Below are 11,628 nucleotides of genomic sequence, written 5' to 3'. Positions count from 1 at the left end.
GTTTTGCTCAATCCAACCTCTCTGCACAACCATAGCGTGTATATGCATCATGAGCATAACTTCATTATAGGCGGGTCGATTTGCCAGATAACAGTAGAGAATCGAACAGGAAACTTTCACTATTTCACGAAAAAGAGGGCGAATTAGGGCTTTAATTGAAAAAAAACACGCAGAATGAATGGCAATCCGCCAATAACTTCTGTGTGTTTGGTCATTTTATTACGATCCATATTACAATTTACTTCAATATAAACCTACACTTTGGAAAATTCCCGCAGCCCTTGAACTTTCCATACTTCCTGATCGTTCAACCAGGTGGCCTCCGCATTTCGGACATTCATTCTTGGAATCCTGCTCTTATCGTTGAGTTTATCTTATCATCAACCTCTTTTGTTTAAGCTAGAATGTAGATATGATATTCTTAGTGTATTTTGTAGATCAGGAGATCCCCTGTTCTACCACGCCAAATGGATTTGTTAGGGGCTGTTCATGAACAAAACAGATCGTTTACTAGCCATCGTACTGGAGCTGCAGCGCAAGAAGGTCGTACGAGCTGAAGATCTGGCGAAGCTGTTTGAAACCAGCGTGCGGACCATCTACCGCGATATTCAGGCGTTGAGTGAAGCCGGCGTGCCGATTATTGGGGCGCCCGGTACGGGGTATTCCTTAATGGAAGGCTACTTCCTACCACCGGTCAGTTTTACCGTAGATGAAGCTGTGGGCTTATTAATCGGAACCGACTTTATCGAGCAGCGATTTGATCATGATTTCCGAACAAGGGCCGGGTCCGCCCGAGGGAAAATCGAGGTCCTTCTGCCTGAGAGTGTCAGGGAAGAAACCTCCCGTGTCCGCAAGTCAATGCGCTTGATCACTTCAGACAAACAGCATGCATTGGTAACAGAACGGGAGCATCTGGAGAAGATTCGCAGGGCTATTTTAAACGAAAAAAAGATCAGCTTTCATTACGCGAAGAAACACGCTGACTCCGAAGGAAACCGCCACAGCGCTCGGTCTGCATCTCCTTATGGATTGGTGTTCGTTCAAGGGTCCTGGATGCTCATTGCTCAATGTCATCTGCGCCAAAGCATTCGGCATTTCCGATTGTCCCGCATGACTGAGCTCATCGTTCTGGAAGACAGTTTCGAGATGCCTCCCCATTTTCAATTAGATGAATACACGCCCCTGGATGACCGAAATTTGCTGGTTCACCTTCGATTTGACCAAGGCATGTTGGATAAAGTGAGAGACTCCAATTATTATTACGTGGAAAGCATGGAAGAACTTTCAGATGGGCTGTATGTGGTCTTGCGAGCTCGACAAGCAGAAGAGCTGCTCCAATGGGTCCTTGGATGGGGAGCGAATGTGGTTGTGTTAAAGCCTGAAGCATTTCGAAATCAAATCCGCGAGGAAGCCGCAAAAATGTTAAAACGCTACTGACATACAGCTGTCAGTAGCGTTTTTATATACTCTTACTCACATCAACGTAAGGGATTAGCATGATAAATATACATATCTCGGTATCAACAGCAGCATCGATTTGAATATAAATTTAATGGAACAGGTGCGGATTCGGCAAAGACCCGCGCGTCCGCAAACGTGTCGGATTTCATGCGAACTCATTCTTGAAGCTATAAAGATGAGTTGATCTTGGGATAGTCCACTACGACTACATTCTCCAGCAAACCGTCCAGTGATTGGACAAACGCCTGATGAACGGGATGAGGTCCGTAGGAGCGAAGAGATTCTAGACTATCAAATGTAACACGCAAGCCAAGCGTGTAGCCGTGAACATTTTCTGTTTCTTCCGTCACGTTAAGTCCGGCACTCATGTCGAGAATCCCAGGGATTCTTCCCTGAAAATCAAGCAATTGATTCAGCAGCTCTTGCTGCTGGGAAGCAGTGAGTGCTGTATTAAATTTGAAAACGACGAGATGCTCATACATAGCGATATCTTCTCCTTTCATACATTCTTTCACATTGTATCATACGTAAATGGAAATAACCCCACAAAGTGGAGTCCTAGCTTGAAGCGGATTCAGATACTTTGAGGGGAGTCCCGAACTTATCTCATAATCTTGAAAAGAGAGGCTTGCGCCTCTCTTTAGTTTGCCGATAAAGTAGCGTTCGCTACGCATCCGCCGCGCACCGGAACCCGATATTCCCGGTCGAGCTGTCCGGTGTGTTTTGACTGCGGGCCGCTACCCGGTACCGATTGCAGTAGGATCTGTGGCATAGATACGAACCGCCTTTCGTTACACGGCTTGCGCCTTTTGCCGGACCCGCAGGATTGACTCGCGGCCCGTTGACATGAAAGCTTGGACTGAACCAGTCCGAGCACCATTCCCATACATTTCCCGCCATTTGGTATAAGCCGTACCCGTTTGGATCAAAGGTATGTACAGGCGCTGTTCCAATAAAGCCGTCGCTGGCATTATTTTTTTCAGGGAATTTCCCCTGCCAGATATTGCACATGTGCTTGCTGCCCGGTTTAATCTCATCTCCCCAAGGATAGCGCTTCTGTACAAGCCCTCCCCGTGCCGCGAATTCCCACTCCGCCTCGGTCGGCAGTCTCTTGCCCGCCCAGCGGCAGTAGGCATCCGCATCGTTCCATGATATATGAATCACCGGATGATCTAGTCTCTCTTCGATGCTTGACTCGGGGCCCTCGGGTGCTCGCCAATAAGCGCCGTTCACACCAAGCCACCACGGCGTCTGTGCAGGAGATCCGATCACCTCGACTCCGCTTGCAGGAACAAACAGGTGAAAAACAAAGGACCAACCGAACTTCTCGGCTTCCGTCACATAGCCCGTTTCCTCAACAAAGCGCTGGAACTCCGCATTTGTTACCGTGTACGGATCGATGTAGAACGGGCTGACCGTAACGGAGCGCACCGGACCCTCTCCATCAGAAGGGAAGCCTTCCTGATCGTCCGTCCCCATCAGAAATTCGCCACCTGCTATGTAGATCATGGATGATGGAAGCGAATTCACCGGTACTTGTGTCTGAGCGGGCTCTAAAGTATTCGAATCTTCAACCCGAGTTGAAGGCTTAGTCATTTGGGTTCTTGATACAGAACAGCAAGAAGATTTGATCGGCTCCTGCATGGTATGGCCTCGCTTTCCATGATAATAACGTTAATGATAGACCACGATTCCTATTAATCCTGACAGCACAATGGCGGCCATCGGATGCATCTTGAACTTCATGACCGCGAGCACAACACCGCCGGTGATGAGCAGCGAGACAAAAACTTTCCAATTTATAGTACCCCATTCAGTACCTGCAAAACCAAAGTGTATCGCAGCATAAATAATAAGTCCGGTAACGATCGGACGCAAGCCGTAAAAGGAAGATTTGACCCACTTGTTTCCATGAATTTTATAGAAAAATGCAGTAATAAGGATCATCAGCAGCAGGGATGGAAGTACGATACCAAGCGTTGAGATCACGGCTCCAGGCACACCTGCCGTCTTATAACCGATTAAGGTAGCCGTGTTTGTAGCAATCGGCCCAGGAGCCATACCTGCCAAGGCAACAGCGTCGGTAAAAGCCTTCTCGCCTAGCCACTGATGGTTGGATACCTCTAGTTGAATAATTGGAATCATGGCGTAGCCGCCGCCAAACGAGATCAGGCCTATTTTAAAAAATGTAATGAACAAGCTCCACAGCATCCAGATGCGCTCCCTTCTAAATTCCCTCTGCGATGAAATAATCAGGATAAATAAAACGGGAAGACGCTTCCGATGACTGCTGCTTTTCCAGCTTCACAGCAAGCCCAAGCTTTTCCTTCAACCAGATACAGATGATTCCAATAAGCAGACCCAGCAAAATAATGTAAAGCGGGTGAATCGAGGTTGCCAAAAACGTAATGACCGTAACGATCATAAGCGCTAATGTCGTCTTATCGAACACCGCAGATTTGGCCATTTTGATTGCAGCGATGATGATCAGGCCTACGATTGCAGCATGAATGCCTTGCAAAGCAGCGGTAACCTTCGGATTGTGCTCGATATGCATATAAATCAAACTAAGCAGAAAAGCGATGATAAAAGTCGGCAAGGTGATTCCTACCACAGCAACCGCTGCGCCCGGAACGCCAGCTCGCCGGTATCCGATAAACGCCGAAGCGTTAACTCCTATTCCGCCCGGAGCAGAGCCTGCAATGGAAAGCAGGTCGCCCATTTCTTGTTGAGTTACCCACTGCTTGTTTCCTACAACCTCCCGCTCAATCAACGGTATCATGGCATAACCGCCACCAAAGGTGACCGGCCCGATCTTAAGAAATGTCCAGAAGATATCCCATAAGGATCTGATTGATACGTTTGCCATGCTGTCTAACCTCCTTTGTTGCTTCTATTACTGAGTGATGGATCACACCCTCTATCTTTTTTTGATTATAGCTTACTTTTGTTCATTTTGGAATAAAGATTTTTGAATTATAACAGATACACTTTTAAATATCAGGATTCGAACCATATTCCACTTTGGAAATCCCCATTACTCTGCTTGGTTTTATTTGATTCTATAAAGTTTTGTTCATTTTCAAATATAGTTCTGACGGCAATGTGTTTGTAAAAGAGAAAAAGCACAAAAAAACCAACAGCAAAGCTGCATTTGCTGCTGGTTTTTCGAATTTGAAGATATGTTCATTGAACTTTAACCTTTAACACTCCTAAGCCTTTCGGTATTAAGTTTAGCCTAAAACCTTCTTCTTTCAGCAGCTGATTAATTATTCTTGAGATCCGATTCGATTCACGTAATAAATCCCGATAGTTCTTCTCTTCGTCAAGCTTGCCGCTAATAAATCCCTTTGAACTAAATAATTTACCCAAATACGCTGCTTCATGTTCAAATTCTTCCTGTTGCAATCGAAATTCCTCCAGCTGTTTATGTGTCTTTTCCGATAAAAAATAGATCGGGATCAGCAAATCGACGTTTGCTTTGATCCGTGGAATATTCATTGCCCTCGCCAGGATAGCCCGATGATTCCCCCGCGAACTAACCGTGTATTTGCCGTTCGGCAGCAGCTCCAAGTTAAGGTCACAAGGAACACTATCTCTCCAACCAAGTTTCAGGACAGAATCATACAGAAAACGCATGTACTCATCGTTGAACAGTTCTTCGGGCGGCCACAAGCTTAAGCCGACAATATCTTTAGGATTGATGTCACAAATACCAAGTTCACACCGCAAGTAGTTGTCGTAATCTCCGACTACATCTGCCTTCTGCATCCAATCTTGTTGTCCAGAGAGTACAAGCATAGGACTCCCTCCCCCGTAAAAAGTACTGATATTTCATATATGCGCTGTTCTATGGCAAAATTCTGTTATCATCGTTTACATCCAAATATTTATCATTTTTTCAGAAGGAGTGTAGCTAGAACGCGAAGAATGGTGATGATTAGCTGTAATCATTTTAGTAATTGAACGAGGTGTGATATGCATCCAAGATTGGAAAGTATTCTAGACCATTTGAGTACGATTCAGAATTTATTTTTTGATGGAGCCGCTATGCTTGTAGCAGATAAAAACATCGTGTTGGAGTCTCTTCCTTCTAATAAAATATCCTTCAACATAAAAGGAATGCCTGTCGAGCAATTCAAGTCAACGGTATCCTACAAGGCACTCCTATCGGGACAAACCGTCAAAGAAGAACGCGGCCCTGAAATGTTTGGTTTTCCTTATTATTCTACAGCAGTTCCCATTTTCGACTATGATGGGCGGACTATAGTTGGCGTCATATCGGCATCAACTACCAACGAAATGTTAAATAAGCTTCGATTCGAAGCCGTAAATTTATCCTCTGTTGTTGAAGAAATGTCCGCAACTACCGAGCATATTTCCGGGGATTCTCAAAGCCTGGCGAATGACGTTAGGGGGTTCTCCTCATTATCCCAAACGATATTTGAGGACATCCAGCAGATTCAGAAGGTTTTGGGATTTGTTCAAGAAATAGCAGAGCAATCTAATCTGTTAGGACTCAATGCAGCTATTGAATCAGCAAGGGCTGGAGAGGCGGGAAGAGGATTCTCTATAGTTGCCACCGAGATTCGAAGAATGGCGGATAAGTCCAAAGAAGCTTCTTCACAAATCAGACAACAGCTGCAATCCATTCAAAGCTCCGCGAAACAATTTGAAAGTCTCATCCAAACGATTACACGCAGTACAGACTCTCAAGCCCAAAGCTTGCACGAGCTGAATAAAGCATTCGAAAGTATCGTCTCTACGGCGGAAAATCTCATAAATTAAGTTAAAAACCCTCGGAACCACTCCCTTAAGGCGTGGTCTGAGGGTTCTTTCATGAAGCTTGATACATCCTTATGCTGATTAGGAACTAGCCCAGATAATCGATTATGAGGACCCTACATATTCTCCGTTTCCTGCGAGAAAAATAAGTTATCGGCCATGTGACCCTGATCGGTTTTCAGTTTTTCGATCATACTGCGCAGCTGCCCCTCCGTTGCGGTGGACGTCAGTCCGATATTCAGCGTACCTTTGAGCTCGTTTACATGAAGCTCCTGAATTTTGTAGGTAATATTGGGGGGCGTCGTTTGTGTGGAGTCGGCGGAATTGTTCTTCAGCTGTTCTTTGATTTGGTTATCAATTTGATCCTTCAACTGGGCCTGAAGCTGACCGCACATGTCATGAAGGACCGGTCCGAATAACTGATCTTTTAACCTTTGATTTTCTTCTTCCAGCTCACGTTGTTTGAACTCCAACAAAGCAATGCGTTTTTCGAATTGGCAAAACCAAGATTGCAGATAAGTATTTGTATCGTACATGCTGCCCCCTCCTTCATCCGTTCAAATAAATTCAGAAATTTCTTTGGCGATCACTCATTCACTACAGGGTGTGGAGGCGGCAGCAAAACATCTTCCGGAGTCTCTACAGGAGTCTTCTCGTTCACGCCTTGGGCAATTTCCGTTGACCTGTTCTCCGACAAGATGTTCCAGCCGATATTGAGGACGCCCAGGTTGGCGATGGAGTTCACTTTAATATGATTAATATAAAAATTCATGGTTGTCACTCTCTCCTATACGAGGTTGCTGTTTCCTTGATCATTGATATCCGGGTCTAAAACGCTGTTTCCGTCCGTATTAACGGAAGATGTGGCATCGCCGATGACCGTGTTCCCGCCGACAGCTTTAGAGTTTGCCGCATTTCCGCGCAGCAGATTGTCTCCAAAATTGACCACTCCGCCCGTAGCAACCTCATTAATTCGAATATTAATAATGTTAAATACATTCGGCATTTAGCTCATCATTTGCCAATATTCCACTTCTCATGTTTCCGACGGCTGAACTGTAACAGGGAGGACTTCTTCGACGGTTTCATCCGATTCCCACTCCCTTTCATTCACTCTATGTGAACCAGTGTATTCAATTGTCTGGGCTTCTGTGTCTTTCATTCAATGAATAACACCATTTGATCATTCTAATTATGTAAAACTCCATTAACAATCACGCATACAAACACCAATAAAAGTTAAAAATAACATAAATTATCTGATAGTGGAGGGCGTTATCTTTTGAGTTTCAATCCAAATCCGAAATTAACTTCAGCAGAAATTGCTGCACTATGGACCCAGTATATGAACGAAACTGCTGGTCTCTGTTTTAACAATTTCATTTTGCAGCACATAGAGGATCCGGAAATTCGAGCTATCTATGAATATGCCATTCATCTTGGAAACCAGCATATCGCGAAGATAAAGGAGTTTTTTCAGTCCGAGGAGTTCCCCGTTCCGATTGGGTTTACCGAGCATGATGTCAATCTACATGCCCCGCAGCTTTTTTCTGATGTGTTATCTCTGCATTATCTGAATATTATGTCACTGCATGGCTGTCATGGGTACAGTGCCGCTGTAACCACATCATCCCGAATGGACGTCCGGGACTACTATACGGAATGCCTTTCCTCTGCGGCTGAGCTCTGTAACAGAACTAAAGATTCGATGTTGGAAAAAGGCTTCTACTTTAGACCTCCAACGATTCCAGCGCCGAGACTCGCCGAATATGTAAAAGACGAGAGCTTTCTGACAGGATGGTTTGGGGATAAAAGACCTTTAAATTGTATAGAGATCACGGATATTTTATTCAATCTGAAGAAGAGCATATTAGCTAAGGCGGTGACCGTTGGTTTTAGTCAAGTGGCAACCACTAAGGAAGTTCGCAAGTTTTTACTGAAGGCAAGTCAAATTAAAGATCGTCATATCCAGATGTTCAATTCATTATTAAGCGAGGAAAACTTGGCCTCTCCGCCTACGCTCGAATCGGAAATTTCCAGTTCCACACATACACCGTTCTCCGAAAAGCTCATGATGTTTCAGGTTGGATTTTTGTTCTCGAGCGCGATGGTTTATTACGGGTCAGGAATGGCTTCATCTCCAAGAAGAGATTTAGCGCCGAAATATATCATTGCTATCACAGACGATATGAAATTCGGCGAGGACTGGATGCAAATCATGATCGAGAACCAATGGCTAGAGCAGCCTCCGCTTGCTATAGACAGGCTTAACTTGGCTGCGACAACGAAATAACACGTAGCTGAGCATAAGCTGACAGACAAAAAAAGAGAACCCGGATGAGTTCTCGACTTACTTCTCACTTCCTTGCAGTCCGACGTGCATGACCGTGCGGCTGCCACCCCATTCGGATATAAAATCAACCTGATATCTGCAGGAACGGCTTTCATAGTTGCTGTGTCCAAGTTTATCCTGTGCAACGCCATGGCCGGGGCTATGAATATTCTGCAAATAATCTACCTTGCCTGCCGAATGTTCATAAGCGTTACTGAAGTTCCTCCATTCCTGGTGAGCCGTTAGGAGCTCAGCCGCTGAATAGGAGCCGCCGACCTCCAAATACCCTGTAGACCCTGCATTGCCCTTGGTTGCATTCCAAATCAACTGAGTCAACGCACTTTTACTGGCAAAAGCATACGCAGTCTCCGCGGCGGTGACCGCTCCATCAATCGCAGCCTTCTTCTTGGCTGCTTCCTTCTCTTCGGCAACCCGCACTTCATGCGCTGTAACCAATAACGCCAACGTGTCCCGGATACGATCCTTAGCTGCACGCAGCTTTTGGTTAAGCAGCGTACTCTTCTCCTGCTCGAGCTCACTGTTATTTTCTTTTTCCCAAATAGCAGCATGCCGAGCTTTATCAGCTTCGATCAGCTCGAAAGCAAGTGTTTTATCCAGGAGCTTGATCCTGTCCAAATCAAATGTACCCTCCGTTTGAACACCTGTTATATCCGATGATAGCAAGTCATTGATTTCTGAATAAGAACCCATATCGTAGCTGTTATACGGAACCACTTTTTTACGAGTGAAGTAATCATAGATCCCTTTGACGTTCCGCGCACTTTGATCCGATGTGAAGCCTTGCTTGTCAAACTCAGCACCGCTGCATTTCTCTTTAAGTGTGAACCATTCCTCATAGCTTAAAGCTTTCGGAATATAGGTAAATTGATCTTGAGATGTACACCAAGCATAGAATGCCTTAACGTCCGACGTCTCCAAATCGCTCCAATTCTCGGCAATCTCGTCGATAATCTTACTCTGCTGCTGCTTCTTAGAAGGCCAAGCTATCCTCTGGATGACGGGTATGCCCGTTATCATTTGCTGAACAGCTTTATTTCCTATCGTCCTATGCAGCTGAACGAGCGTGGAGGAGGAATTAGCCGGGTTATGGCGTGATGGGTTGCTATTTGTAGACAGAGATTGCTTGGAGCTTGCCTGAACGGCTCTAATGTGCATAGTTATCCCCCTGAAAGAGCTGCCGTTAACGTTTTTTTGTAGGATATTGTATTCGACCCGTTCCTTTATTTTCCTGCATTTATGAGATATTTTGTCACATCTCGATTGATAGATATACCGCCAGCATATGTTATAATATAGGGGTTTGATTTTTCATAAATAGGATCCGAAGGTGGTAGTGCAAATTGAGTTCTCATGGAACCACAAGTACGCATAGTACCAAACACTTATTAACGTCCTGGTTTGATTTAAAATTTCGGCTGATTGTGCAGGCGATTTTGGTCGGTTTGTTTTCAGGCAGTGTTGTCGTTTTATACCGTTACTTAATCGAGCATGCCTTTGACTCTACAATGTCCTTCTACCCTTATTTAGTAAAGCACCTTTGGCTTATTCCGATCTGGCTTGTTGTCTTGGGCGGCGGGGGCTACATAACGGGCCTCATTGTGAAAAAACAGCCGATGATCTCGGGCAGCGGGATTCCCCAGGTGAAGGGGTTCCTGCAAAGCAGAGTGGATATGGTTTGGTGGAAAGCGATTCTCGGCAAAATAGTTGGCGGCATCTTGAGCATCGGGGCCGGACTTTCATTAGGTAGAGAGGGTCCTTCGATCCAAATTGGAGCCAGCGTCGGCCAAGGCTTCAGCAGGCTCTTCCGCAAGGCGAAGATCGAGGAGAATTTCCTTGTCACCTGCGGGGCTAGTGCAGGATTAGCGGCAGCTTTTAACGCTCCCATCGCCGGCGTTATCTTTGCTTTGGAGGAGCTGCACGGTAATTTTTCAACACTCGTAATGGTTTCTGCCCTGGCTTCGTCCCTTGTTGCGGACTTTGTGTCCAAGGAATTTTTGGACTCAAGCCTGTTTTTGATCTCAGCAGTATTACTGCCATCCCTTTAAGCCAGTATGTATACCTGATTATCTTAGGGGTCATCGTTGGCTTCATGGGTCTGTTATACAATTATTTGTTGTTCAAATCCCAGGACTTGTATGCTGGTCAAAAATGGCTTCCGGTCCAAGCGAGACCTGTCATCCCCTTTGTTGTCGCGGGGTTACTTGGACTGCTGCTTCCGGAGGTTCTTGGCGGCGGCAACAGTCTGGTGAACACACTGACAACAAGCGGATACACGATTACCTTCTTAGTTATTTTATTCGTAGGTAAATTAATTTTTTCCATGATCAGCTACGGCTCGTCAGCACCAGGTGGTATCTTCCTGCCTTTACTTGTACTGGGCGCATTAGTAGGCGTTCTGTATTGCAAAACGCTGCACGGGCTGCTTGGCTACGACGAGACTTATGCGGGAAGCTTCATGGTGTTGGCTATGGCGGGTTATTTCACGGCAATTGTCAAAGCGCCGATCACTGGAATCATCCTGATTACAGAGATGACGGGATCCTTTTCCAATCTTCTTCCTACCGGTGTCGTATGCTTGACTGCTTATGTCATTACCGAAGTCTTTAAGTCCAAGCCGATCTACGAATCGCTGCTCGAAAGATTTCTTCATAAAGGCTCCTATGGCTACAAGCCGAAAGCCAAGAACAAAATGCTGCTGGAGGTTGCCGTTCATAGCGGTTCAGCCCTGGAAGGTAAAAAGGTCAAAGAAATTCAGTGGCCTTCCCACTGCCTAATCGTTGGCATTAAACGGGGAGCTCACGAGGTCATTCCTAACGGAGGCACCGTTGTGTATTCCGGTGACTATCTGATGATTCTTACCAATGAGGATACAGCTACTCATGTCCGGCAAAGTCTGACTGAAGTGTGCGAGAGATGTACGGCTTTGAGCGGAACTATATAAATGAAAAAGCCGCATTTCGAATCATAGTTGATTCGGAGTGCGGCTTATTTTATATGTAAAATACCACGTATAGGGATCTTACGGCTGC

At 45.5% G+C, this 11,628-nt stretch carries 13 protein-coding genes and 1 pseudogene; 5 read left to right on the top strand and 9 right to left on the bottom strand.

Translation table 11 applies throughout. From position 1 onward, the window contains the following. Positions 1-489 precede the first annotated feature (489 nt). Complete coding sequence (locus L0M14_RS06710; protein ID WP_235121415.1) at positions 490-1,437, top strand: helix-turn-helix transcriptional regulator; 948 nt, start codon at positions 490-492, stop codon at positions 1,435-1,437. Positions 1,438-1,628: 191 nt separating this feature from the next. On the opposite strand, the gene L0M14_RS06705 is transcribed toward L0M14_RS06710, so the two are convergent. The 5 genes from L0M14_RS06705 to L0M14_RS06685 form a co-directional block, all read right to left on the bottom strand. After that, positions 1,629-1,943 (bottom strand): Dabb family protein, encoded by a 315-nt coding sequence (locus tag L0M14_RS06705; protein WP_235121414.1) that lies wholly within the window; start codon positions 1,941-1,943, stop codon positions 1,629-1,631. A gap of 184 nt (positions 1,944-2,127) precedes the next feature. Then, a complete protein-coding gene (locus tag L0M14_RS06700; RefSeq protein ID WP_235121413.1) occupies positions 2,128-3,105 on the bottom strand; it encodes a formylglycine-generating enzyme family protein in 978 nt (325 codons plus the stop codon). Positions 3,106-3,135: 30 nt separating this feature from the next. Further along, positions 3,136-3,672: a chromate transporter gene (locus tag L0M14_RS06695; RefSeq protein WP_235121412.1), complete on the bottom strand. Its 537-nt coding sequence runs from the start codon at positions 3,670-3,672 to the stop codon at positions 3,136-3,138. A 16-nt stretch (positions 3,673-3,688) separates the two neighbouring features. Then, positions 3,689-4,330, bottom strand: coding sequence for a chromate transporter (locus L0M14_RS06690; RefSeq protein WP_235121411.1), 642 nt, complete (start codon positions 4,328-4,330; stop codon positions 3,689-3,691). 317 nt (positions 4,331-4,647) lie between these two features. Further along, positions 4,648-5,262: a hypothetical protein gene (locus tag L0M14_RS06685; RefSeq protein WP_235121410.1), complete on the bottom strand. Its 615-nt coding sequence runs from the start codon at positions 5,260-5,262 to the stop codon at positions 4,648-4,650. Between the two features lie 177 nt (positions 5,263-5,439). Here L0M14_RS06685 and L0M14_RS06680 point away from each other — a divergent pair, with 177 nt between their 5' ends. Then, a complete protein-coding gene (locus tag L0M14_RS06680; protein WP_235121409.1) occupies positions 5,440-6,249 on the top strand; it encodes a methyl-accepting chemotaxis protein in 810 nt (269 codons plus the stop codon). A 113-nt stretch (positions 6,250-6,362) separates the two neighbouring features. Here L0M14_RS06680 and gerPC read toward each other — a convergent pair whose 3' ends face one another. Genes gerPC through L0M14_RS06665 form a run of 3 tightly spaced genes read right to left on the bottom strand, consistent with a single transcriptional unit; the run spans position 6,363 to position 7,252 of the window. Beyond that, positions 6,363-6,782 (bottom strand): spore germination protein GerPC, encoded by a 420-nt coding sequence (gerPC, locus tag L0M14_RS06675; RefSeq protein ID WP_235121408.1) that lies wholly within the window; start codon positions 6,780-6,782, stop codon positions 6,363-6,365. A 50-nt stretch (positions 6,783-6,832) separates the two neighbouring features. After that, positions 6,833-7,018 carry a hypothetical protein gene (locus L0M14_RS06670; protein ID WP_235121407.1) on the bottom strand — a complete coding sequence of 62 codons (186 nt, stop codon included), beginning with the start codon at positions 7,016-7,018 and terminating at the stop codon, positions 6,833-6,835. Between the two features lie 15 nt (positions 7,019-7,033). Then, positions 7,034-7,252 (bottom strand): spore germination protein, encoded by a 219-nt coding sequence (locus L0M14_RS06665; protein ID WP_235121406.1) that lies wholly within the window; start codon positions 7,250-7,252, stop codon positions 7,034-7,036. 276 nt (positions 7,253-7,528) lie between these two features. Here L0M14_RS06665 and L0M14_RS06660 point away from each other — a divergent pair, with 276 nt between their 5' ends. After that, positions 7,529-8,539 carry a DUF3231 family protein gene (locus L0M14_RS06660; RefSeq protein WP_235121405.1) on the top strand — a complete coding sequence of 337 codons (1,011 nt, stop codon included), beginning with the start codon at positions 7,529-7,531 and terminating at the stop codon, positions 8,537-8,539. Between the two features lie 57 nt (positions 8,540-8,596). On the opposite strand, the gene L0M14_RS06655 is transcribed toward L0M14_RS06660, so the two are convergent. Next, positions 8,597-9,754, bottom strand: a complete 1,158-nt coding sequence (locus L0M14_RS06655; protein ID WP_235121404.1) for a hypothetical protein — start codon at positions 9,752-9,754, stop codon at positions 8,597-8,599. A gap of 350 nt (positions 9,755-10,104) precedes the next feature. Here L0M14_RS06655 and L0M14_RS31815 point away from each other — a divergent pair. Both L0M14_RS31815 and L0M14_RS31810 read left to right on the top strand, forming a co-directional pair. Continuing rightward, positions 10,105-11,135, top strand: a pseudogene (locus L0M14_RS31815) (ClC family H(+)/Cl(-) exchange transporter); the annotation flags it as partial. After that, the gene (locus L0M14_RS31810; RefSeq protein ID WP_350340508.1) at positions 11,130-11,540 is read left to right on the top strand and encodes a TrkA C-terminal domain-containing protein; all 411 of its coding nucleotides are present in this window, start codon (positions 11,130-11,132) and stop codon (positions 11,538-11,540) included. The pseudogene L0M14_RS31815 and the gene L0M14_RS31810, both read left to right, overlap by 6 nt. The last annotated feature ends 88 nt before the right edge of the window (positions 11,541-11,628 follow it).

It is taken from the genome of Paenibacillus hexagrammi (genome assembly GCF_021513275.1).
Taxonomy (GTDB): Bacteria; Bacillota; Bacilli; order Paenibacillales; family NBRC-103111; genus Paenibacillus_E; species Paenibacillus_E hexagrammi.
This window is presented reverse-complemented; position numbering and strand designations above follow the sequence as displayed.

Bases quoted from the DNA above. Each gene is read 5' to 3' on its own strand.
- L0M14_RS06690 (WP_235121411.1), bottom strand. From the start codon at position 4,330: ATGGCAAACGTATCAATCAGATCCTTATGGGATATCTTCTGGACATTT.
- L0M14_RS06685 (WP_235121410.1), bottom strand. From the start codon at position 5,262: ATGCTTGTACTCTCTGGACAACAAGATTGGATGCAGAAGGCAGATGTA.
- L0M14_RS06695 (WP_235121412.1), bottom strand. From the start codon at position 3,672: ATGCTGTGGAGCTTGTTCATTACATTTTTTAAAATAGGCCTGATCTCG.
- L0M14_RS06670 (WP_235121407.1), bottom strand. From the start codon at position 7,018: ATGAATTTTTATATTAATCATATTAAAGTGAACTCCATCGCCAACCTG.
- L0M14_RS06710 (WP_235121415.1), top strand. From the start codon at position 490: ATGAACAAAACAGATCGTTTACTAGCCATCGTACTGGAGCTGCAGCGC.
- L0M14_RS06665 (WP_235121406.1), bottom strand. From the start codon at position 7,252: ATGCCGAATGTATTTAACATTATTAATATTCGAATTAATGAGGTTGCT.
- L0M14_RS06700 (WP_235121413.1), bottom strand. From the start codon at position 3,105: ATGCAGGAGCCGATCAAATCTTCTTGCTGTTCTGTATCAAGAACCCAA.
- L0M14_RS06705 (WP_235121414.1), bottom strand. From the start codon at position 1,943: ATGTATGAGCATCTCGTCGTTTTCAAATTTAATACAGCACTCACTGCT.
- L0M14_RS31810 (WP_350340508.1), top strand. From the start codon at position 11,130: ATGACGGGATCCTTTTCCAATCTTCTTCCTACCGGTGTCGTATGCTTG.
- gerPC (WP_235121408.1), bottom strand. From the start codon at position 6,782: ATGTACGATACAAATACTTATCTGCAATCTTGGTTTTGCCAATTCGAA.
- L0M14_RS06655 (WP_235121404.1), bottom strand. From the start codon at position 9,754: ATGCACATTAGAGCCGTTCAGGCAAGCTCCAAGCAATCTCTGTCTACA.
- L0M14_RS06680 (WP_235121409.1), top strand. From the start codon at position 5,440: ATGCATCCAAGATTGGAAAGTATTCTAGACCATTTGAGTACGATTCAG.